17 protein-coding genes and 1 pseudogene are annotated in these 22,769 nt (G+C 74.1%); 2 read left to right on the plus strand and 16 right to left on the minus strand.

Annotated elements, in window-relative coordinates; translation table 11 throughout:
- Positions 1 to 9 precede the first annotated feature (9 nt).
- The 11 genes and pseudogenes from GXW83_RS30750 to rsmI all read right to left on the minus strand — a co-directional run bounded on the left by GXW83_RS30750 (position 10) and on the right by rsmI (position 13,852).
- The gene (locus GXW83_RS30750) at positions 10 to 1,314 is read right to left on the minus strand and encodes an MFS transporter (protein ID WP_182446286.1); all 1,305 of its coding nucleotides are present in this window, start codon (positions 1,312 to 1,314) and stop codon (positions 10 to 12) included.
- Positions 1,315 to 1,455: 141 nt separating this feature from the next.
- The gene (locus GXW83_RS30755) at positions 1,456 to 2,658 is read right to left on the minus strand and encodes a S8 family serine peptidase (RefSeq protein WP_182446287.1); all 1,203 of its coding nucleotides are present in this window, start codon (positions 2,656 to 2,658) and stop codon (positions 1,456 to 1,458) included.
- Between the two features lie 51 nt (positions 2,659 to 2,709).
- Entirely contained in the window at positions 2,710 to 4,152 is a 1,443-nt protein-coding gene (locus GXW83_RS30760) for a WXG100 family type VII secretion target (protein ID WP_182446288.1), read from the minus strand.
- Between the two features lie 30 nt (positions 4,153 to 4,182).
- Entirely contained in the window at positions 4,183 to 4,674 is a 492-nt protein-coding gene (locus GXW83_RS30765; RefSeq protein ID WP_182446289.1) for a hypothetical protein, read from the minus strand.
- 94 nt (positions 4,675 to 4,768) lie between these two features.
- Complete coding sequence (locus GXW83_RS30770; protein ID WP_182446290.1) at positions 4,769 to 6,568, minus strand: ABC-F family ATP-binding cassette domain-containing protein; 1,800 nt, start codon at positions 6,566 to 6,568, stop codon at positions 4,769 to 4,771.
- Between the two features lie 129 nt (positions 6,569 to 6,697).
- Entirely contained in the window at positions 6,698 to 7,624 is a 927-nt protein-coding gene (locus tag GXW83_RS30775) for a 4-(cytidine 5'-diphospho)-2-C-methyl-D-erythritol kinase (RefSeq protein ID WP_182447666.1), read from the minus strand.
- Positions 7,625 to 7,767: 143 nt separating this feature from the next.
- A complete protein-coding gene (gene rsmA, locus GXW83_RS30780; RefSeq protein ID WP_182446291.1) occupies positions 7,768 to 8,679 on the minus strand; it encodes a 16S rRNA (adenine(1518)-N(6)/adenine(1519)-N(6))-dimethyltransferase RsmA in 912 nt (303 codons plus the stop codon).
- Between the two features lie 9 nt (positions 8,680 to 8,688).
- Positions 8,689 to 8,925: pseudogene (locus tag GXW83_RS30785) on the minus strand (transglycosylase family protein); the annotation flags it as partial.
- 776 nt (positions 8,926 to 9,701) lie between these two features.
- A complete protein-coding gene (locus GXW83_RS30790; RefSeq protein WP_182446292.1) occupies positions 9,702 to 10,589 on the minus strand; it encodes a TatD family hydrolase in 888 nt (295 codons plus the stop codon).
- A complete protein-coding gene (gene metG / locus GXW83_RS30795; RefSeq protein ID WP_182447668.1) occupies positions 10,589 to 12,193 on the minus strand; it encodes a methionine--tRNA ligase in 1,605 nt (534 codons plus the stop codon). The genes GXW83_RS30790 and metG overlap by 1 nt, the downstream gene beginning before the upstream one ends.
- A gap of 789 nt (positions 12,194 to 12,982) precedes the next feature.
- Complete coding sequence (gene rsmI, locus GXW83_RS30800) at positions 12,983 to 13,852, minus strand: 16S rRNA (cytidine(1402)-2'-O)-methyltransferase (protein WP_182446293.1); 870 nt, start codon at positions 13,850 to 13,852, stop codon at positions 12,983 to 12,985.
- Between the two features lie 113 nt (positions 13,853 to 13,965).
- Here rsmI and GXW83_RS30805 point away from each other — a divergent pair, with 113 nt between their 5' ends.
- On the plus strand, positions 13,966 to 15,783 hold the full coding sequence (locus tag GXW83_RS30805) for a dolichyl-phosphate-mannose--protein mannosyltransferase (RefSeq protein WP_182447669.1): 1,818 nt from the start codon (positions 13,966 to 13,968) through the stop codon (positions 15,781 to 15,783).
- Positions 15,784 to 15,934: 151 nt separating this feature from the next.
- Positions 15,935 to 17,629, plus strand: coding sequence for a penicillin-binding transpeptidase domain-containing protein (locus tag GXW83_RS30810; protein ID WP_225447349.1), 1,695 nt, complete (start codon positions 15,935 to 15,937; stop codon positions 17,627 to 17,629).
- 63 nt (positions 17,630 to 17,692) lie between these two features.
- On the opposite strand, the gene GXW83_RS30815 is transcribed toward GXW83_RS30810, so the two are convergent.
- The 5 genes from GXW83_RS30815 to rbsK form a co-directional block, all read right to left on the minus strand.
- Complete coding sequence (locus tag GXW83_RS30815) at positions 17,693 to 18,187, minus strand: VOC family protein (RefSeq protein ID WP_182446295.1); 495 nt, start codon at positions 18,185 to 18,187, stop codon at positions 17,693 to 17,695.
- 50 nt (positions 18,188 to 18,237) lie between these two features.
- On the minus strand, positions 18,238 to 19,623 hold the full coding sequence (locus tag GXW83_RS30820; protein WP_225447350.1) for a glycosyltransferase 87 family protein: 1,386 nt from the start codon (positions 19,621 to 19,623) through the stop codon (positions 18,238 to 18,240).
- A 95-nt stretch (positions 19,624 to 19,718) separates the two neighbouring features.
- Positions 19,719 to 20,417 (minus strand): response regulator transcription factor, encoded by a 699-nt coding sequence (locus tag GXW83_RS30825; protein WP_182446297.1) that lies wholly within the window; start codon positions 20,415 to 20,417, stop codon positions 19,719 to 19,721.
- Positions 20,418 to 20,432: 15 nt separating this feature from the next.
- Positions 20,433 to 21,755 (minus strand): sensor histidine kinase, encoded by a 1,323-nt coding sequence (locus GXW83_RS30830; RefSeq protein WP_182446298.1) that lies wholly within the window; start codon positions 21,753 to 21,755, stop codon positions 20,433 to 20,435.
- Between the two features lie 94 nt (positions 21,756 to 21,849).
- Positions 21,850 to 22,752 carry a ribokinase gene (gene rbsK, locus GXW83_RS30835; RefSeq protein ID WP_182447670.1) on the minus strand — a complete coding sequence of 301 codons (903 nt, stop codon included), beginning with the start codon at positions 22,750 to 22,752 and terminating at the stop codon, positions 21,850 to 21,852.
- Between the last annotated feature and the right edge of the window lie 17 nt (positions 22,753 to 22,769).

Genomic DNA, 22,769 nt, shown 5'->3' on the forward strand with positions numbered 1-22,769 from the left:
AATACCGGATCACTGCCCGGAGTACGAAATCGCCTCCTGGGCGGTCGCCAGCAGCGGCCCCTCCGGGTGGGGCCGGGGCAGCGCGCGGATGCAGAGCAGCGAGCAGCAGCAGGCCGCGATCAGATACCAGCCCACCGCGTAGGAACCGACGGTGGCCGTCAGCCGGGTGGCGATCAGCGGGGCGAGGGCGCCCCCGGTGAGCGAGCCCAGGTTGTACGCGACGGACGCGCCCGAGCAGCGCACCCGGGAGGGGAACAGCGCCGGGAGGAACGCCGGGAGCGGCCCGTGCAGCAGGCCGAGCGCCACCATGGCCCCGGCCAGCGCCAGCATGATCAGGGGGGTGCGCCCGGTGTCGAGCAGCGGCACCAGCAGCGGCGCCCACAGCAGCGCGACCAGCATGCCGCAGCGGATCACCCGGCGGCGTCCGTAGCGGTCGGAGAGCAGGGCGGCGGCGTAGGTGGCCGCGCCGAGGAGGAGATTGCCGACCAGCAGCAGCCCCAGCATCCGGGTCCGCGGCAGGTGCAGGTCGGCGGTGGCGTGGGAGAGGACCCAGGTCGTGGAGACGTAGAAGAACACCGAGCCGCTGACGACGGTGCCCGCGCCCAGCAGCAGCGGCCCGCGGTGGTGGCGCAGCACGGTCAGCAGCGGCGCCCGGACGGGGCCCTCGGCGGCGGCCGCCAGGAACACCGGGGACTCCTGGACGCGGAGCCGGGCCACCAGCCCGGCCGCGACCAGGACGAGCGAGCCGAGGAACGGCAGCCGCCAGCCCCAGGCCCGGAACTCCGCCTCCGGCAGGAGCGCGGACAGCGCCCAGAACAGCCCGGTGGCCAGGGCGAAGCCCAGGCAGGGCCCGAACTGCACATAGGCCCCGTAGCGTCCGCGCCGGTCCGGCGGCGCGTGCTCGGTGGCGAGCAGGGCGGCCCCGCCGAACTCCCCGCCGAGGCCGACGCCCTGCAGGAAGCGCAGCGCGGTGAGGGTGAGCGGCGCCCACACGCCCCACGCGCCGTAGCCGGGCAGCAGGCCGACCCCGGCCGTGGACAGCCCCATGAGCAGCAGCGACCCGATCAGGACCCGCTTGCGTCCCCAGCGGTCGCCCAGGTGTCCGAACAGCACCGCCCCGGTGGGCCGCCCCAGGAAGCCCACGGCGTACACCGAGAAGGCCGCCAGCAGGCCGCCGGCCGTGCTCAGATGCGGGAAGAAGGCGCGCCCGAAGACCAGCGCGGCGGCAGTCCCGTAGATGAAGAAGTCGTAGAACTCGGTGGCGGAGCCGATGACGACGGCCGAAACCACCCGAAACGGAGGTTTATCTGACATATCATCATTCTTAGCCCCGTTTCTCCGCGAAGACGATCACGCACACGGGTGATCGTCACTGGTGCGGCAGGTGGGCGTACGGGTCCTGCGGCGTGGCGGACGGCGGAGGCGGCGGCCCGGGCCGGTTCCGGCGCCGTCGGCTCACCACCAGCCCCACCGCGGCGACGACGGCCAGCCCGGCCACCGCGACCCCCGCGACCTCCGCCGCCGACCACCCCCGCCCGTGCCCGCGCCCGCGGCAGCCCGCGCGCCCCCCGCCGGCGCGGACGCCGCCGCCGACCCACCCGCCCGGGGCGCAGCCGGAGCGCTCGCCGCGGCAGGCACCAGCGGATTCACATCAGCGGGCCCGGGATCCCCCGGCGTGGCCAGCGCGACACGGGGGCGGATCAGGCCGTAGCCGTAGTACGGGTCCTGGAAGCCGGGCCTGCTCCCCGCGTTGGCCGTGTTCTTCAGCACCCGGATGACCTGGTCTGCGGTCCAGGTGGGGTGCACCGACCAGATCAACGCCGCAGAGGCCGAGGTGATCGCGGTGGAGTCGCTCGTCCCGTGTCCGTTGCAGTAGCCGGACGGCCCCACGCACGCCTCGTACATGCCCGCGCCGGGGGCACTCAGCGACACCTCCGAGCCGTGCTCCGACTCGCTCGCCACGTTCCCGTTCTTGTCCGTCTCGCTGACTCCCACAACCCCGGGGAAAGCAGCGGGGTACTCCACGGGGTTCCCGTCCGCCCCGTCGTTGCCGACCGCAGCAACGATCAGCTTGCCCTTGGACAGCGCATAGTCGACGGCGCTGTGCACGCTCGGCTCGTTCTCTACCTGTCCCATCGAGATGTTGATGATCTGCGCGCTGCTGTCCGCTGCCGCCCGGAGGGCGGCGGACATCTGCTGCGCGAAGCTCTCCGCGAAGACGGCCTCGTTGGCGCCCTGGGGCACGACGCGCAGCGGAAGGATGCTGGCTCCGGGCGCCAGGCCGTACATGCCCTTGCCGCTCCAGCCCTTTCCGGTGCCCGCGATGAGGCTGGCCATGGCGGTCCCGTGGCCGTTGGCGTCCGTCTCCGCGCCACCTGGGAGACCGGAGAAGTTCTGCCCCGGCAGGATCTGCCCGACCAGGTCCGGATGGTCGGCCTTCACGCCACTGTCGATCTCGGCGATAGTGATGCCCTTGCCGGTGGAGACCGGCCAGAGCTGATCGGTGGCGTGCATGGTGGTGAGCCACCACTCCTGCGCTCGGATGGAGGAGACCGGAGCATTCGCCGTCGCGGCGGTGGAGCCGCTGAACAGCGCAGCCGCCGTAGCCGCCAGCGCAACGCAGAGACGCGGGAGGACCCTCCTGCCGAACCGTGCCATCCCGCTCTCCTTCCGTGCGATCGACTGCGTCCAACCGATCGACAAGCGAACCTACTCGATCACCGCAGGGTTGGTTCCAGGCGTACCGGACGTCCAGGTCTCCTCGTCCTCGACGAGGTAGGCCGCACGACGCCCCTTGCGCTTGCTGCCGCCCATCCGTCCCATGCCGCCCATGCCCATCCCTCCGGACATCAACTCGTTGGTGCCCCGGCTATCGGCTGCGGAAGCTGCCGACTCATCGGCGACGGGGGCGCCGCTGATCCCCGACCGGGCGGTGATCGACGCGGTGGCAGCCGACTCCCCGTAGGAACCGGAAGCCACGCCCGAGCCCGTGCCTTCGGCGAACCCGCCGCCGGCTCCCGTCTCCTCACCCACGGCCGCCGCCCCGAAGCGGTTCCTGCCAGGGGCGGAACCGACCGCACCGCCGCTGATCCCGCTGCCGGTGACGTCGATGCCTCCGTCGGCGGGCGGCGTACCGCCGAACTCCCCACCGCCTCCCGGTGGGATGGGCGCGACCGGAGGCGGCAGCACCGTGGTTCCACCCCCGGTCGGGCCGCTCCCCGCACCGCCACTACCGGGAGTGCCGGGCGTGCCGGGCGGCGGAGGAGGAGTCGGCGGGTTCGCGCCCTGGAGCGTGGTGGACCCGCCGCTGCCGCCGGTCACCGGGGGCGGGACGGGTACGAGGGTCGTACCGCCCGGGCCGGAGTGGGAACCGGCCGAGGAGTCGTCCTTGGAGACCGATCCCGGGTTCGGAACAGCGGCAGGGCGGTACGCCGTGGTCGAGCGCGATCCCGACCCGCCGACCCCCGGCTGGTTCTCCAGGGACCCGTAGTAGCCCCCGCCCTTGGGGGGCATCAGGGCACCGGGGAGGGGCGGGAAGGTGGGGACGGTGCTGACGCCCATGGTGGAGACCGCGCCGACGTAGGAGCCGCCGAGGCTCTCCATCTGGCTGAGGGCCTCCTGGTAGGCCGACTCCACGTTGGCCTGGGCGGCGAACGCCTGCTTCTGGGTGATGCCGCCGGGCGGGACCACCACGAGGCCCGAGACGGCCGGGTCCTTGACGCTGCCGTCGAAGTTCAGGCCGGAGTCGACGGAGAAGCGCTGCTGCTGCTTGAAGGCGCTGACGGTCGCCATGTCCGCGTGCGGGACGGGCGGCATGCCCGCCTGCGCGGTGCCCAGCTGCTGGCCGGCCATGGTGATGGCGACACTGGTGTTGTTCGCGTAGCCGGCCAGCGTGTCCGTGGACGAGATGACCTGCCGCGCCCAGCCGGTGAACGAGTCGGCCGCCGAGCCGGTCCACTGAAGGCCGTTGATGTGCTGGGAGAGGTCGTCGGCCAGCGACTGGATCTGGGTGCTGGCGGCGGCCAGGGTGTCGCCGACGGCGAGGACCGACTTGGGGTCGGCGGCGGCGATCATGCCGTGCAGTTCCTCGTGCGAGGACTTCTCGAAGTCGGTGACCGGGCTCCAGCTGTCGGAGCCGCCCGGTTCTCTCATCGTTCTCTCCCCCTGTCCTCGATGGTTCGGTCAGCTCGGCCGCGTCGCCGTCGGCGACGGGGAGGCGGAGGGCTCCGCGGGCTTCGCGGGCTTGGAGGCGGCGGCGAGTTGCTGGTCGACGGTCCAGTCGGTCTGGGAGGGCGGGGGTTGGGCGGCGGTCGTCTGGGTCTGGATGTCCCAGAGCTTGGCGATCTGTTCGGCTTCGACGTTGCGGTAGCCGACCTGGGACACCTGGAGGGTGATGTCCATGGCGTTGATCTGGTCGGTCAGCGTCTGCGACAGCTGCTGCAGCTGGGTGTGGACGGCCGAGTAACGGGTCATCAGGAGTTCCACCTCCTGGAATCCGGTGCCCAGGTGAGCGGCGGTCAGCTGCTGGGACGCGATGGCACCCGGTGCGGCCGGGCCGGCGTCCAGGGACGCGAGCAGGCCGTTCACCCGGTCCCGGAACGCGGTCAGGGTCTCGACTTCGACGCTGACCGCGCTCGACGGGCCGGTGTCCGGTGTTCCGCTGTTGTTCGTCATGTGGCTCCCCCGCACACATCTCCCACTCGGTGCACAGGAAAAGCTACCCCACCCCCGCGTCGGCGCAATGCCGGCCGGGCCGGGCCGGGGCGGGTCAGGCGTCGACGTCCTCGGCCAGCTCCAGCCAGGTCAGTTCGAGGGCCTCGCGCTCGTCCTTGAGCGCCCGCAGCTTGGCGTCCAGGTCGGCGACCCTGCCGAAGTCGGCGGCGTGCTCGGCCATCTGCTCGTGCAGCTTGGCCTCGTCCTTGTCGAGCTTGACGATCTGACGCTCGATCCGCTGGAGCTCCTTCTTGGCCGCGCGGGTGTCGCCGGTCTTCTTGGGGAAGCTCGCGGCCGGGGCCGAGGCCGCCGCCTGCTCGGCGATGACGTGGCGGCGCTCCAGGTACTCGTCGATGCCCTTGGGCATCATCCGCAGCGCCCGGTCGCCCAGCAGCGCGTACACCACGTCGGTGGTGCGCTCGATGAAGTAGCGGTCGTGGCTGACGATGACCAGCGAGCCGGGCCAGCCGTCGAGCAGGTCCTCCAGCTGGCTGAGGGTCTCGATGTCGAGGTCGTTGGTGGGCTCGTCCATGAACAGGACGTTGGGCTCGTCCATCAGCAGCCGCAGCAGCTGGAGCCGGCGGCGCTCACCGCCGGAGAGGTCGCCGACCGGCGTCCACTGCTTCTCCTTGGTGAAGCCGAAGGTCTCGCAGAGCTGGCTGGCGGACATCTCGCGGCCCTTGCCGAGGTCGACCCGGCCGCGGATCTGCTCGACCGACTCCAGCACCCGCAGCGTCGCCGGGAGTTCCGCGACCTCCTGCGAGAGGTACGCCAGCTTCACGGTCTTGCCGACGACGACCCGGCCGGCGGCGGGCTGCAGGTCGCTGTCGCTGGCCCAGGCCGCCTGCATGGCGCGCATCAGCGAGGTCTTGCCCGCGCCGTTGACGCCGACCAGGCCGACCCGGTCGCCGGGGCCGAGGTTCCAGGTGAGGTGCTCCAGCAGGATCTTGGGCCCGGCCTGGACCGTGACGTCCTCCAGCTCGAAGACGGTCCGGCCGAGGCGCGAGTTGGCGAACTTCATCAGCTCGGCGCGGTCGCGCGGCGGCGGGACGTCCGCGATCAGCTCGTTGGCGGCCTCGACCCGGAACCGGGGCTTGGAGGTGCGGGCGGGCGCGCCGCGCCGCAGCCAGGCCAGCTCCTTGCGGACCAGGTTCTGCCGCTTGGTCTCCTCGGTGCTGGCGATCCGCTCGCGCTCGGCCCGGGCGAAGACGTAGTCGGAGTAGCCGCCCTCGTACTCGTGCACGGCGCCGGCCTGGACGTCCCACATCCGGGTGCAGACCTGGTCCAGGAACCAGCGGTCGTGGGTGACCACGACCAGCGCCGAGCGGCGGGCGCGCAGGTGCCCGGCGAGCCAGGCGATGCCCTCGACGTCGAGGTGGTTGGTGGGCTCGTCCAGGACCAGCAGGTCCGGCTCGGCGATGAGCAGCTTGGCGAGGGCGATCCGGCGGCGCTCGCCGCCGGAGAGCGGGCCGATGACGGTGTCCAGGCCCTGGGCGAAGCCGGGCAGGTCCAGGCCGCCGAAGAGGCCGGTGAGCACGTCGCGGATCTTGGCGTTGCCGGCCCACTCGTGGTCGGCCTGGTCGCGGATGACCTCGTGCCGGATGGTGGCGGCCGGGTCGAGCGAGTCGCTCTGGGTGAGCGCGCCGATGCGCAGGCCGCCGACGTGGGTGACCCGGCCGGTGTCGGCCTCCTCCAGCTTGGCCATGATCCGGGTGAGGGTGGTCTTGCCGTCGCCGTTGCGGCCGACGACGCCGATCCGGTCGCCCTCGCTGACTCCGACGGACACGCCGTCGAGGACGGCGCGCGTGCCGTACACCTTGGTGACGGCTTCGACGGTGACGAGGTTGACTGCCACGGGTGCTCTGCTCCTGCTGGGCTGGGGGACCTGCTCCGGCCTCCCAGCCTAGTCGGCGCGGGGACCGGGACGCGCGGACGGGCGGCCCCGGCCGGGAAGGGCAGCCGCGCGGCCGGGACGGACGGGGGGTCAGCCGACGACGGCCGCGCCCGGGACGGGGCCCTCGGTGATCCGCACCCCGCGGCAGGTGCCGGAGGCGGCGAGGGCGTCGGCGACGGTCCGCGCGGTCTCGGCGTCCTTGGCGAGGAAGGCGCAGGTCGGCCCGGAGCCGGAGACCAGCGACCCTATGGCTCCGGCGTCGCCGCCGGTGGCGAGGGTCGCGGCGAGCGCGGGGCGCAGCGCCAGCGCGGCCGGCTGGAGGTCGTTGCGCAGGGCGGCACCGAGGGCGGCGGCGTCGCCGTCGCGCAGCGCCGCGAGCAGCGCGGGATCGGCGGTGGGCGGCGGGACGTCGGCCTCGCCGGATCCGGCGCCGAGGGCGCGCTGCCGGTCGCACTCGGCGTACACGGCTGGGGTGGACAGGCCGCCGTCGGCGACCGCGAACACCCAGTGGAAGGCGCCGCCGACCGGGAGCGGGGTGAGCAGTTCGCCACGGCCCTCCCCGAGGGCGACGCCGCCGAGCAGCGCGAACGGCACGTCACTGCCGAGCTGGGCGGCGAGGTGGGCGAGCCCGGCGGGGGGCTCGCCGGTGCCCCAGAGGGCGTCGCAGGCGACCAGGGCGGCGGCGGCGTCGGCGCTGCCGCCGGCCATGCCCCCGGCGACCGGGATGTTCTTGGCGATGTGCAGGTGCACGGCGGGTGCGAGGCCGTGCCGGGCGGCGAGCAGCGCGGCGGCCTTGGCGGCGAGGTTGCTGCCGTCGGCGGGGACGTGCGCGGCGTCGGTTCCGGCGACGGTGACGGTCAGCGCCTCGGCCGGGGTGACGGTCACCTCGTCGTACAGTCCGACCGCGAAGAAGACCGTGGCCAGCCCGTGGTAGCCGTCGGCCCGGCGTCCGCCGACGGCCAGCTGGACGTTGACCTTGGCCGGTACCCGGACGGTGACGGACCGCTCAAACGGCAGAGGCCGCGCAGACGGCAGAGACGGCGATGACGGCTGCGGCTGCGGCGGCGATGACGGCGACACGTGCGGTTGCTCCCCTGGCTCGGGCCTGCGCCGCTCGGCGCCCGGCCCCTCGGTGTCCTGCCCCGTGAGCGGCAGGGGTCTCATTCTGCCGCAGCCGCCCCGGGCCGCTCCGCCGCCGGGGGCCGGGCCTCGGCGAGGCGGGCGAACTGTTCGACGGTCAGCACCTCGCCGCGCAGCCGGTAGTCGATCCCGGCGGCGGTCAGCGCCGCCTCGGCGGCGGTCGGGGAGCCCGCCCAGTCGCCGAGGGCGGCGCGCAGGGTCTTGCGGCGCTGCGCGAAGGCGGCGTCGACGACGGCGAAGACCTCCTCGCGGGTGGCGGTGGTCCGCGGCGGCTCGCGGCGGACCAGCGACACCAGCCCGGAGTCGACATTGGGGGCGGGCCAGAAGACGTTGCGGCCGATCGCGCCCGCGCGCTTCACCTCGGCGTACCAGTTGGCCTTGACCGACGGCACCCCGTAGACCTTGCTGCCGGGCCCGGCGGCGAGCCGGTCGGCGACCTCGGACTGCACCATCACCAGGGTGCGCTCGACGCTGGGGAAGGTCTCCAGCATGTGCAGCAGCACCGGCACGGCCACGTTGTACGGGAGGTTGGCGACCAGCGCGGTCGGCGGCGGCCCGGGCAGCTCGGCGACCTCCATGGCGTCGCCGTGGACCAGCGCGAAGCGGTCGGCGCGGGCGGGCATCCGGGCGGCGATGGTGGTCGGCAGGTGCCGGGCGAGCAGCGGGTCGATCTCGACGGCGGTGACCCGGTCGGCGACCTCCAGCAGGCCCAGGGTGAGCGAGCCCAGCCCGGGGCCGACCTCCACCACGACGTCCTCGGCGGTGACCCCGGCCGCGCGGACGATCCGGCGGACGGTGTTGCCGTCGATGACGAAGTTCTGGCCGCGCTGCTTGGTCGGCCGCACGCCGAGGGTGTCCGCGAGGCTGCGGATGTCGGCGGCGCCGAGGAGGGGGCCCTCCGTGGACGGGGAGTCTTCAGTGCTGGTGCTCACCCGGCAAGCCTATCCGGCTGCGCGCGGGCCGCAGGCGGGCCACGGCTCCATGCCCCGGCGCTGGTAGAGGGTGCGGGCGCGGTCGGTCTGCTCGCCGGGGGAGGCGTCCTGCGGCAGGCCGTGGCCGCCGAGGCTGTGCCAGGTGCGGGCGTCGAACTGGTAGAGGCCGCCGTAGCGGCCGCTGGGGTCGACCGCGTGCGGATTGCCCCCGGCCTCGCAGCGGGCCAGGGCGGTCCAGTTCATGCCGCCGGTGGTGTGCAGGGTCGCGGTGTGCAGGGTCGCGCTGTACGCGGCCGGACGGCGGTGCGAGTGCGCCCGCGCCTCGCCGGGGCGGCGCCGGGAGGAGCGGCCGCTGTCGGCCGGACGGGTGTGCGCGGCGTGGCGGCCGGAGCCCGCCGGGTGCGGGACGACCGGCGCCGGTGCCGGGCCGGGGACGGTGAGCGGCAGCGGCGGCAGCACGGTCAGCGCGGGCAGCACCGGCGGGGCCGGGGGCGTCGGCGGGGCGAGCCGGGCCAGCGGCGGCAGCAGCGGCCCGGCGCCGAAACCGGAGCCGGAATCGGAACCGCGACCGAAACCGGGCCCGGCCGGCGCGGGGAGGTCCAGCAGGCGTTGCAGCGTGACCGGGTCCGGCGCGGACGGCCGGGGCAGGGCCCGGTCGGCGGGCGCCGCCGGGCGGGGCGCCGGGCGCTCCGCCGCCGCCAGCGGGGCGGCGTCGGCGGCCGGTTCGCTGTCCAGGTCGGTCCGCTGGTGGCCGGGCGAGCCGCCGGCCTCCCGGTGCGGCTGCTGCGCGTGGGCGGCGAACGCGCCCCCGCTGCCGCCGACGAGCAGGGCGAGCACCAGGGCCCTGGGCACCGTCCGCTGCGCCCCTGCTGACACGTTCACCCGAAGCCTTCCGCCGTCCGACAAGGTCCGAGGCCCCGGCGACGGTCGCGTCCGGGTCCTCCATGGGCGGATCAACGACCAGCCGGGCGGGGGGTCACCGGAAAGCGGTCAGACGGGGGGCGGCCGCAGTCGGCCGCCGGTCAGTAGTCGAAGGCGCGGGCGGTGTTCGCCGCCAGCGCAGTGGCCAGGGCGTCCTCGTCCAGGCCGCGTACGGCGGCCATGGCCCGCAGCGTGACCGGGATCAGGTACGGGGCGTTGGGGCGGCCGCGGTAGGGGGCGGGGGTGAGGAAGGGCGCGTCGGTCTCGATCAGCACGCGGTCCAGCGGGGCGACGGCGAGCGCGTCGCGCAGGTGCTGGTTGGCGGGGAAGGTGACCGGTCCGGCGAAGGAGAGGTAGTACCCGGCCTCGGCGCAGACCTTGGCCATCTCGGCGTCGCCCGAGTAGCAGTGGAAGACGGTGCGTTCGGGCGCGCCCTCCTCGCGCAGGATGCGCAGCGCGTCCTCGTGGGCGTCCCGGTCGTGGATGACCAGGGCCTTGCCGTGCTTCTTGGCGAGCGCGATGTGCCGGCGGAAGGACTCCTGCTGGATCTCCACGCCCTCCGGGCCGGTCCGGAAGTAGTCCAGGCCGGTCTCGCCGACGCCCCTGACCTGCGGCAGCGCGGCGAGGGCGTCGATCTCGGCGAGGGCCTCGTCCAGCGCGGCCGAACCGCCGGGGGCGCGGCGGCGGCCGCTCCAGCCGTCCGGGTCGCCGAGGACGATCCGCGGGGCCTCGTTGGGGTGCAGCGAGACCGTGGCGTGGACGCCGGGGTGCCGGGCGGCCAGCTCGGCGGCCCAGCGCGAGCCGTCGAGGTCGCAGCCGACCTGGACGACCGTGGTGACGCCGACCGAGGCGGCCTTGGCCAGGCCGTCCTCCGGGCTGCCGTCCTGCATGTCCAGGTGGGTGTGCGAGTCGGCGACGGCGATCCGCAGCGGCTCCGGCAGCGGCGGCGCGGCGTCCTTCTCGGCCTGGGACTTCTTCGAGCGTGGCATCAGGACTTCTCCTCCAGTCGCGGGAACAGGACCGCGCCCTTGGTGACCGTGACGCCCGCCGGGAGCAGCCCCCAGCCGCCAGCCTCCGGGATGCGCTGGTCGGCGAGGGCCCCGAGCTGCGGCTCGGCTCCCAGCGAGTCCCAGAGCAGGCCGCAGGCGCCGGGCATGACCGGGCTCAGCAGCACCGCGATGCCGCGCAGCGCCTCGGCGGCGCTGTACAGGACGGTCGCCAGCCGGGCCCGGCCCTGCTCGGAGCCGTCCTTGGCGGTCTTCCACGGCTCCTGCGCGCTGAGGTAGCCGTTGACCTGCCGGACGAAGTCGAGGACGGCGGCCAGGCCGCCGGCGAAGTCCAGCTGCTCGCCGATGCGCTCGTCGGCCTCGGCGGCGGCCCTGGCCAGGCCGTCGGCGAGGGCCTGTTCGGCCGGTCCGGCGGCGGTGGCGGCGGGCAGGACGCCGCCGAAGTAGCGGCCGACCATGGCGGCGGTGCGGGAGGCGAGGTTGCCGAAGTCGTCGGCCAGCTCGGAGGTGTAGCGGGCGGCGAAGTCCTCCCAGGAGAAGGAGCCGTCGGTGCCGAACGGGACGGCCCGCAGGAAGTAGTACCGGTAGGCGTCGACGCCGAAGTGGTCGGTGAGCTGCCGCGGGGAGATGCCGGTCAGGTTGGACTTGCTCATCTTCTCGCCGCCGACCATCAGCCAGCCGTTGGCGGCGATCCGCTCGGGCAGCGGCAGGCCGTTGGCCATCAGCATGGCGGGCCAGATGACGGCGTGGAACCGGAGGATGTCCTTGCCGACCAGGTGGACGTCGGCGGGGAAGGTCCGCGCGAAGCGCTCCGGGTCGGCGCCGTAGCCGACGGCCGTGGCGTAGTTGAGCAGGGCGTCCACCCACACGTAGATGACGTGCCCGGGATCCCAGGGCACCGGGATGCCCCAGTCGAAGGTCGAGCGGGAGATGGAGAGGTCCTGCAGGCCCTGCTCGACGAAGCGGACGACCTCGTTGCGGGCGGATTCGGGCTGGACGAAGCCGGGCTCGGCGGCGTACAGCTCCAGCAGCCGGGGGCCGTAGGCGGAGAGCCGGAAGAAGTAGTTCTCCTCCTTCAGCATCTCCACCGGCGTGCGGTGGATCGGGCAGAGCTTGCGCCCCTCGAACTCACCGCTCCCGTCGAGCAGTTCGCCCGGTGACTTGTACTCCTCGCAGCCGACGCAGTACGGGCCCTCGTAGCCGCCCCGGTAGATCTCGCCCCGGTCGTAAAGATCCTGGACGAACTCCTGGACGCGGGCGGTGTGCCGCTCCTCGGTGGTGCGGATGAAGTCGTCGTTGGCGATCTGCAGGTGCCGCCAAAGCGGCTTCCACTCCTCCTCGACGAGCCGGTCGCACCACTCCTGCGGGCTGACGCCGTGGGCCTCGGCGGTGCGCATGATCTTCTGGCCGTGCTCGTCGGTGCCGGTGAGGAAGCAGACCTGCTCGCCGCGCCGGCGGTGCCAGCGGCTGAGCACGTCCCCGGCGACGGTGGTGTAGGCGTGGCCGAGGTGGGGGCGGTCGTTGACGTAGTAGATCGGCGTGGTCACGTAGTAGCTGTGCCCGCGCGTCCCGGTGCTGTCCGACATGGCCGCCATGCTGCCGCATCCTAACCGTCCGGCCCGGGGCGCCCCGAATCGTTTCCCGCCCGACCGGGGCCGCCGCCGCGCCGGTCCCGGGTCAGGGCTCGGGGTGGTGTGCCGGTTCCGGATCAGGAAGTGGAAGGGCAGGTGCAGTCGGCGCGGGCGGCGCGGCCGGGCGACGCCGACGGTGCTGGTCGCGGTGGTGGCCGGGGCGGGCTTGGCGCGGGCCGCCGGGCGCGGCGGGTGCGCGTACGCGGCGGCCTCGGCGACCCGCCCGGCGCGCAGGATGCGGACGTGCGTGCCGCCGCAGCCGGGGCAGCCGGGCCTGGTCAGCGGCGAGGGCACGGGCACGCCGTTGGCGCGGTAGCTGATCACCGGCCGGCCCCCGGCGTCGCTGCGGTGCTCGATCTCGTACGCCTGCTCCCAACCGTAGCCGCAGTTGAGGCAGGCGAAGGCGTAGGCCTCGTGGACGGTCGCGCCGGCGGCCGGCGCGGGGCCGGCCGAGGCGGTCGGGATGGAGGTGGCGGCGGACGTCGCGGTGTGGGACGCCGCGCCGTCGGGGTCGCCGAGGTATGCGCTCATGCAGGTCTCCCGAAATGCCCGAAGCGGGGCTTTCTCGCTTCCTCCCCCAGAATCCCCCGGGCTTCGCCGTGGATTCACCGCCGCGTCATTCTTGGCAGAGAGTTGGCCCGGCGCGGTATTACCGCTACCCGACCGTGAGCATTCCTTGGCGCGCTTTTGGCCGGAGCCCGGCGGGGCGCGCCGACCGGGCTTCCGCGCGCTCCCCGGGGCGGTTCAGGCCTGCGGCGCCGCGCCCTTGCGCGCCTCGTTCTTGGCGGCGACCACGGCGTCGAAGACCTCCCGCTTGGGCACGCCGGTGTCGGCCGCCACCGCGGCGATCGCCTCCTTGCGGCGCTCCCCGGCGTCCTCGCGCACGGCGACCCTGCGGGCCAGCTCCTGCGGGTCCAGCGCGGCGGGGTCGGCCGGGGGCGCGCCCTGGACGACCACGGTGATCTCGCCGCGCACGCCCTGCGCCGCCCAGGCGGCCAGGTCGGCCAGCGGGCCGCGCTTGACCTCCTCGTAGGTCTTGGTCAGCTCGCGGCAGACGGCGGCCGGGCGCTCCGCGCCGAAGACCTCCGCCATGGCCAGCAGCGAGTCCTCGATGCGGTGCGGGGATTCGAAGAAGACCATGCTGCGCGGCTCGGCCGCCAGCTCGCGCAGCCGGGTGGTGCGCTCGCCGCCCTTGCGCGGCAGGAAGCCCTCGAAGCAGAAGCGGTCCACCGGCAGCCCGGACAGCGCCAGCGCGGTCAGCACCGCCGAGGGCCCGGGCACGGCGGTGATCCGGATGCCCTTCTCCACCGCCGCGGCGACCAGCCGGTAACCGGGGTCGGAGACCGAGGGCATCCCGGCGTCGGTCACCAGCAGCACCCTGGCCCCGCCGAGCAGCGCCTCGACCAGCTCCGGGGTGCGGCCGACCTCGTTGCCCTCGAAGTAGGAGACGACCCGCCCGCCGGGGGCGACCCCGAGTGCGTTGGCGAGGCGCCACATCCGCCGGGTGTCCTCGGCCGCGACGACGTCGGCGGAGGCCAGTTCGGCGGCGAGCCGGGGCGGTGCGTCCCCGACGTCGCCGATGGGGGTTCCCGCGAGAATGAGTAGACCTGTCACGTCCTCATACTCTCCCAGGATGGCGAGGTACCCGTACCGCGGACAGACTTCACCCCTACGATGCACGCGTGAGTGGTGATGAGGCGACAGGGACAGCGCCGGAGGGCGACGGGATGCACGGTACGGCGACGCTGACCGGCATCGCGCTGGAGGAGGTGCCCGGCGACGGCCCGACCGGGGCGACCCCGCGCCGGTCGTGGCCGCCGAGCCCGTGGCAGCGGCGGCTGGCCCGGCTCGGCTACGACGCGGCGGAGCAGACCCCGCTGCGGCAGCGCCTGGTGCCGCCGATGCCGGACGGCCGCTCGGTCTCCGCCGGCGAGCCCTCCCCGGTACTGGCCCGGCTCGGCCTGTCGCTGCCGACCGGCCTGTGGCTGTGGCTCTGCCGCTGGTCCGGCTGGCTGGGCCCGCTGGCGGTGACGCTGTTCGGCGGCATCCTGGTGTTCACCAACCTCGGCCACCCGCACGACATCATCTTCGACGAGACCTACTACGCCAAGGACTCCTGGGCGCTGTGGCACTACGGGTACGAGGTGAACTGGCCGGCCGACGCCAACCAGCTGATCCTGCAGCACCCGCAGGTGATCCCGCAGCCCCAGGGCGGCGCGTTCATCGCGCACCCCCCGGCGGGCAAGTGGGTCATCGGCATCGGCGAGATGGTCTTCGGGCTGAACCCGTTCGGCTGGCGCTTCATGGTGGCGCTGCTGGGCACCCTGGCCGTGCTGATCGTCTGCCGGATCGGCCGCCGGCTGTTCCGCTCGACGCTGCTGGGCTGCGTCGCCGGGCTGCTGATGTGCTGCGACGGGCTGCACGTGGTGATGAGCCGCACCGGCCTGCTGGACCAGGTGGTGATGTTCTGGGCGCTGTGCTCCTTCGGCCTGCTGCTGCTCGACCGGGACCGGACCAGGGCCCGGCTGGCGGACGCGGTGGGCGCGACCGCCGACAGCCCGAACGCGCTGCCGGACCACGAGCGGGCCACCGCGGCCCCGCTGGGTTGGCGTCCGTACCGGCTGCTGGCCGGGCTGACCCTGGGCCTGTGCTGCGCGACCAAGTGGGACGGCCTGGACTTCCTGGCGTTCTTCGCGGTCATGTCGGTGCTGTGGGACGCGGGCGCCCGCAAGACCGCCGGGGCGCGGCACCCGTACCGGACGGCGCTGCTGCACGACGTGCCGTTCGCGTTCCTGTCCACGGTGGTGGTCGCCTTCTTCACCTATCTGGCGTCCTGGTCCGGCTGGCTGTTCACCCAGGGCGGCTACGACCGGCAGTGGGCCGCGCACCGGGCGGGCCTGTCCGCCGCCAACTGGGGCCCGATCCCGTTGCCGCAGGTGGACATGAGCTGGGTTCCGGCGCCGCTGCGCAGCCTGTGGCACTACCACTCGGAGATCTGGAACTTCAACACCCACCTGACGACGCCGCACACGTACATGTCCAACCCGTGGAGCTGGCTGGTCAACGGGCGGCCGGTGTCGTTCTACTACCCGAGCGGCCTGAAGCCCTCGCAGTGCGGCGGCGCGGCGCAGTGCTCCAGCGAGGTGCTGGCCATCGGCACCCCGCTGCTGTGGTGGGCGGCCTGCTTCGCGCTGGTGTACGCGCTGTACCGGTGGATCCTGGTCCGGGACTGGCGGGCGGCGGCGATCTGCTGCGGCATCGCGGCGGGCTACCTGCCGTGGTTCCAGTGGCAGCAGCGGACGATCTTCTTCTTCTACTCCATCGACTTCGAGCCGTTCCTGTGCCTGGCGCTGGCGCTGATGATCGGCGGGATGCTGGGCAGCGCCGCGGCCTCGCGGGACCGCAGGCTGTGGGGCGGGGCCGCAGCCGGGGTGCTGGTCGTCGCCATCATGGCGGTCTTCGCGTACTTCTTCCCGCTGTACACCGGCGAGGTGACCACGCTGGCGCAGTGGCAGGCCCGGATGTGGTGGCCCACCTGGATCTGACGTCCGGCCCGCGCACCGAATGTCGGATGCGTCCCGAGTCCCGGGTCACAGTCCCCCATCAGTCTCCTGTTTTCTCCGTGATCTCCGATGAGGTACGCCTACGATTCATAACCGGTATCCGGTGGGCACAGGGGGAACAGTGAAACGCGGCGTGAAGATCGGGGTCATAGGAACCTGCGGCGTGGCCTTGGCGGCCATGGGCAGCCTGGGCGCCTACAACCTCGTGCACGGGATGTCCGGTTCCTCCTCCGACACCGACAACGGGCTGACGGCGTCGGAGCAGTCGACCACCCCGCCCGCCGCGGACCAGGCGGTGAAGACCGCGCAGGCGTTCCTGGCCGACTGGCAGGCCGGGCCGGGCCGCTACGCGGCGGCCTCCCAGGACACCAACGCCCCCTCCACCGCTAAGACGGACCTGACCGGCTACGGCACCGGCCTGGGGCTGACCTCCATCGTCTTCGGCCCGGTGGCATCCGCGGGCCCCTCGCTGACCGATCCGGGGGCGTCCAGCGTCACGTTCACGGTCACCGCCAAGGTCAAGGGCGGCACCTGGTCCTACCCGGACAAGCTGAACGTGGTCCAGAACAACGCCGGGAAGGCCTCGGTGGACTGGTCCTCGGCCTCCCTCTACCCCGGCCTCCAGGCCGGTGACACCCTGGCCGCCGGCCCGGTCCCGGCCACCGCGACCACCGCGACCGTACTGGCGAACGACGGCCGGACCCAGCTGACGAGCGCCGCGTACCCGTCGCTGCAGGCCATCGCCACCACCATCGCGCACAGCGGGGCCTCCCAGGGCGCGGCGGCGAGCAGCGGTTCCGGCATCGCGGTCGTCAACGCGGCCGGGACGCCGGTCACCACCCTGAAGGTGTTCACCGCGCCCCAGGCGGCGAAGATCACCACCACCATCGACCCGGCGATCCAGGCCACAGCGGAGCGGGCGGTCAAGCTGTCGGCGCTGAACGGCATGCCCGCCGCCACGGTCGTCCTGGACTGGCGCACCGGCAACATCCTGGCCGTGGCCTATGCCAACACCGGCTCCGAGGGCGACACCGCACTCCTGGCGGAGCTCGCACCGGGGTCGACCATGAAGATCATCACAGCGGCGACCCTGTTCCAGGACATCCACCTGACGCCGAGCACGCCCGCCCCCTGCCAGAGCCATCTGACGGCGGGCGACTCCACCTTCAAGAACGACTTCGACCAGGCGTACCCGAACGCCACCATCGAGCAGGGCTTTGCGATGTCCTGCAACACCTCGTTCATCAAGGACGGCTTCGACAATCTGGTGCAGACCAGTCCGGTCGATACGCACCTGCTGGGCCAGGAGGCCACGGACGTGTTCGGGATGAACGGCAACTGGTCGATCGGCGGCGGCGTGGCCACGGCCAACCCGTCGGTGCCGGTCAACACGGACGTGCCGACCGCGACCGCCGACCTGATCGGCCAGGGCAAGGTGCTGATGAGCCCGCTGGCGCTGGCCTCCATCGCGGCGACCGTCCGGGACGACCAGTTCCGGCAGCCGCGCATCCTGCCCGGCCAGGCCCAGACTCCGGCGGCGGCGCCGCTGGACGGCACCACCGACGGCTACCTGCGCTCGCTGATGTTCGCCGCCGCGCACGACGGCGACGGCACCGCCACCCCTGACCTGGGCTCGTTCGCCGACGCCGGGGCGAAGACCGGCACCTCGCAGGTGAACGGCCCGGACGGCAGCAGCACGCTGATCACCAACGGCTGGTTCACCGCCTACAACAGCCGGATCGCGGTCGCCGCCCTGGTCCAGGGCGGCGCGACCGGCGCGGGCACGGCCGGTCTGATCGCCAAGGAGCTCATCGGGGCCACCGAGTAGCCGTCCGACGCCGACGCCGCCCGGTCCCGGCCCGAAACCGGGCACCGGGCCTGGGGCGCGGGGTCAGGTGGCGGAGCCGGCGGCGGCGCCGGTGGGGAGGTCGGCGCCCCAGCGGGTGAGGGCGGCGTCGAGGTCGAGGCGCTCGACGCCGGCGTGGTCGGTCGGCCACTCCTCGCGCGGGACGCGCCACATGACCTCGAACTCGATGCCGTCGGGGTCCTTGGCGTAGAAGGACTTGCTGACGCCGTGGTCGCTGGCGCCGACCAGCGCGCCCCGGGCCTGGAGCTTGGCGCCGATCGCGGCGAGGTCGCCGAGCGTGCCGGCCTCCCAGGCCAGGTGGTAGAGGCCGACCTGGCCGGGGACCGGGCCTGCGGCCTGGCCGCCGACCGCGAACAGGCCGAGGTCGTGGTCGTTCAGGGTGCCGGCGGCGCGCAGGAACGCGGCCCGTCCGTCGTACTCGGCGGAGACCTCGAAGCCCAGGACGTCGGTGTAGAACTCGACGGCGCGCGGGACGTCCCGGATGTAGAGCACGGCGTGGTTGAGGCGGCGGACGGCCATGGTGTCTCCTCGGTCGGACCAGCTACTGGTCGGATCAGCTACCGGTCGGTTCAGCTACTGAGCGGGAGAACAACGTCTTCCTGGGAAACTATTCCCGGGGTGCTCCGGGCACTCCGGGGGCTTCCGCTGCTCCGCCGGAGACTGCGGACGGCCGGTCGGCGCCTCCGGAGGACGGCGAAGGAGGGCGGGCGCAGCGAGCCCAGCGCCAGCCGGGGCCACAGGAACAGCAGCACCGGCAGCTCCAGGTAGCCGAAGCGTCCGGCCGGGGCCAGCAGGAAGGCCACCGCCACGCCCGCCGCCAGCCGGTCCGCAGCCTGCACGGCGGTGCGCGGCGGCCGCAGGAACAGCCACAGCGCGACGGCCGCGCCGCCCAGGCCCAGCAGCACCAGCGAGGCGGTCCGCCCGGCCGGGCCCAGCTCGGCCAGCAGGTGCCCGGGCAGCGGGCTGTTGGCGGGGGTGTGCATGCGGGACAGGCCGAGCGGGAAGCGGACCACCTGCTCGACCACCGCGCCCGGGCTGACCAGCACCGACGGGACGATCAGCAGCGCGCCCGCGGCCAGCGCCACCAGCGCGCAGCGGGCCGCCGTCCGCAGCCCGTGGCGCTGCTGGAGCAGCAGCAGGGCGACCGGGAGGGCGGGCCAGGCGGTCCACTTGAGCGCGCAGGCCAGGGCGATCACCAGCCCGGCCCGGACGGCGTACCCGCGCTCGGCGCAGGCCAGTCCGAGCAGGCAGCAGCCGATCAGCGGCAGGTCGACGCCGCTGACCGCGACGGTCAGCGCGATCAGCGGGGTGGCCGCGACGGCGGCCAGCGCGAACCAACAGCGGACCGGCGGTGCGGCGGCCCCGCCCCGGGCTGCCCCGCCCCGAGCCGTCCCGTTCCGGGCCGGGCGCAGCAGCCGCCAGCTGGTGGCCAGGCAGCCGACGAAGACCGCCAGGAACCACGGCCGGGCGTCGCCGAGGAACTGCGCGGCGCCCGCGCTGCCCAGCCAGGCCCGCGGCAGGCCGAACAGGGCCATCGCCGGGAGGTAGGGGTCGTAGCCGATGACGTGCCGCGGGTTGGGCAGGTACGGGCTGCCGGTGCGCAGCAGCTGCGCCGCGGAGTTCTGCACGACGTGCACCTCGGACTGGGCCGCGCCGGTGGCCAGCATCACCGCCAGCGGGACCGCGACCGCGCCCAGCAGGGCGACGGCGACGGCGATCCGGGGGGCGTGGTGGCGCGGCGCGAAACCGGCCGCGCCGGCGGCCAGCAGGTAGCCGCCGGCCGCGATCAGGCCCCAGCTGCGCTGCGGGCCGAGGTCGGAGAAGAGCGGGAAGAATCCGGCCCATCCGGCGCAGACCAGGGCCCCCAGGACCCAGGGCAGGCGGCGCGGGCCGGCGTGCACGGGACTGACGGCGGTGAGCTTCCTGGCCGCTTCCGGGACATGGGTCGTCGTCACCATGCCAACGTTAGGAAGGTTTCTGTGATCACGTCGTCACGCTGGAGGGTGGTGCGGATATCCCTCTCCAGGATGGCAAGGATGGCCTAACGCCGTCAGCCCGCCTCGCCCAGGCCGCCGACCAGGCCGTTCTCGTACGCGAAGACCACGGCCTGGGTCCGGTCGCGCAGCTCCAGCTTGGCCAGTATCCGGCCGACGTGGGTCTTGATGGTCTGCTCCGACAGGAACAGCTCGTCGGCGATCTCGCCGTTGGACAGGCCCCGGGCGACCTGCCGCAGCACGTCCAGCTCGCGGACGGTGAGGGTGGCGGCGGCCTCCGGGCGCAGCGTGCCGGAGCGGCGGCGCCGGGCCACGTCGTCGATCAGCCGGCGGGTCACGGACGGGGCCAGCAGCGCCTCGCCGGAGGCGATCACCCGGACGGCGTTGATCAGGTCCCGGGCGGGGGCGTCCTTGAGCAGGAAGCCGCTGGCGCCCCGGGCGAGCGCCTCGTAGACGTACTCGTCCAGGTCGAAGGTGGTGAGGATGAGCACGCGCGGGCGGCCCGGGCCGGGCGCCTCGCCGGGGAGCGCGTCGCCGAGGATGCGGGCGGTCGCGGTGAGGCCGTCCATGCCGGGCATGCGGATGTCCATGACCACCACGTCCGGCCGCAGCTCGGCGGCGAGCTGGACGGCCAGGAGGCCGTCACCGGCCTCGCCGACCAGCTCGATGTCGGGGGCGGAGGCGAGCAGCGCCCCGAGCCCGTCGCGCACCATCTCCTGGTCGTCCACCAGCAGCACCCGGACGCTGTCGCCCATGGTCGCGCTCCCCCGTCAGTTCTCTTCGCTCGCGGCCGTGGAGTGCTCTCCGCGCCGCTGGTCCGGTACGCCGTCGAGCGGCAGCTCGGCGGTCACCTCGAAGCCTCCGTGCTCGCGCGGGTGGGCGCGCAGCGTGCCGCCCAGCATCGCGGCGCGCTCGCGCATGCCAGTGAGGCCGTGGCCGCCGTTGCCGCCGAGGACCGGGCCGCCGTTGGAGCGGCCGTCGTCGGCGACGTACACCTGGACGCCGCGCTCGGTGCGCAGCACCTCGACCTCGACCCGGGCGCCGGGCGCGTGGCGTCCGGCGTTGCTCAGCGCCTCCTGCACGATGCGGTACACCGAGACGTCGACGACGGCGGGCGGCCGCTCGGGACCGGCGGTGAGGGTGAGGTCGACCTGCATGCCGGCCTGCCGGGCGGCGCGGACCATCTCCGGGATCCGGTCGATGCCGGGCTGCGGCGCGCGCTCGGCGTTCTCGTCGTCCTCGCGCAGCAGGCCGATGACCCGGCGCATCTCGGTCAGCGCGGTGGTGGACGCCTCGCGGATGGCGCCGAAGGTGCGCAGCGTCTGCTCGGGCAGGCCGGGCTCCTTGTAGGGGGCGGCCTCGGCCTGGATGGCGATCATCGACATGTGGTGCGCGACCACGTCGTGCAGCTCGCGGGCGATCCGTGAGCGCTCCTCCAGCACGGCCTGCCGGGCCAGGCCGGCCCGGCGCTGCTCCTCGGCCTGGACCAGGTGCCGCTCGGCCTCGCGGCGCGAGTGGATGGACTCGCCCAGGACCAACACCAGGGTGACCACCACGGCGGCCACCGCGAGCACCACCGGCGGCAGCCCGACCAGCGGGACGGCCGGGAGCAGCACCGCCCCCGCGGTGAGCACGTCCACGCCGACGGCGACGTCCCGGCCGTAGACCTGGGCGGTGATGAACAGCAGCGCGACGTAGGCGATGCAGCCGCTGACCGGCCAGGGCCAGAACGGGGTGGGGGCGTGCCCGACCTCGGCGAAGGTGGTGAGGGTGAGGCCGACCGCGCAGATCCGCCAGGCGGCCAGCGGGCGGGAGGCGGCCAGCAGCAGCGGCAGCACCTGCAGCCCGGCCAGGGCCCAGGCGAGGCTGCCGGGGACGAGCTGGTTGAGCTGGCCGTCGGCGGTCTCGGTGAGGATGAAGACGCAGGCGGCGCACACCATGGCGAGGGCGTACCGCAGGCGCGGGCCGACCAGCGAGGGGAGCAGGAACACCCGCTGGTCGGGGGCGGCCCACCCGGCCTTGCGGAGGATCTGTACGAAGGTGCCGGCGCGGGCGAGGGCGCGAGTGCTCAGCCGCCGGAGGACTCCATCCATGTCGGTGCAGAGCTTAGTCCGCGCGGTGGCGCAGCGTTACGGCGCGTCGGCCCCCGCGCGGGGACGCGCGCGGACGGTGGTGGGGTGGGGTGGGTCAGAAGGGGTGGGCGAGCAGGTGTTCGACTTCGGTGCGGGTCGGGAGGGAGGGCTGGGCTCCGGGGCGGGTGGTGCTCAGGGCGGCGGCGGCGTTGGCCCGGCGGGCGGCCTCGTGCAGCGGGCGGCCCTCGGCGAGGGCGACGGCCAGCGCGCCGCAGAAGGCGTCCCCGGCGGCGGTGGTGTCGACCGGGGTCACCGGCAGCGGCGGGACGACGTGAACAGCGCCCTCCTCGCAGAGCAGTGCTCCGTCCGCGCCGAGGGTGACCACGACGGCGGCCGGGCCGCGCAGGGTGCGGGCCGCGTCGGCGACGTCGTGCAGGTCCGGCAGCGGTCGGCCGACCAGGGCGGCCAGCTCCGCGCGGTTGGGCACCAGCACGTCGACCATCTCCAGCAGGGCCGGGGTGAGCGGGCGGGCGGGGGCGGGGTTGAGCAGCACCAGGCCGGCCGCGAGCCGGGCCGCTGCCTCGACGGTCTCGTCGGGGACCTCCTGCTGCAGCAGGGTGACGTTCGCGTCGCGGAGCAGTGCTCCGGCGGCGGCGCAGTGCTCCGCTGCGAGAGCACTGTTCGCGCCGGGGCTGACGATGATCGAGTTCTCCCCGGTGGCGCGGTCCACCGCGACCAGCGCCTGCCCGCTGGCCAGCCCTTCCTCCCGGAGCACCCGCTCGACGTCCACCCCCTCGCGTTCCAGCGCCGCCCGCAGCCGCCCGCCGATGGCGTCCGCGCCGACCATGGCCACCATGGCGACCTGGGCCCCGAGCCGGGCCGCCGCCACCGCCTGGTTGGCGCCCTTGCCGCCCGGATGCTCGGCCAGCGCGCCGCCCAGCACCGTCTCCCCCGGTCCGGGGTGGTGCGGGACCGGCACGACCAGGTCGAGATTGACGCTCCCCACCACTGCGATCATCGGCATGGGTCTACCTT

Origin of the sequence: Streptacidiphilus sp. PB12-B1b (assembly GCF_014084125.1) — a bacterium.
Classification (GTDB): domain Bacteria; phylum Actinomycetota; class Actinomycetes; order Streptomycetales; family Streptomycetaceae; genus Streptacidiphilus.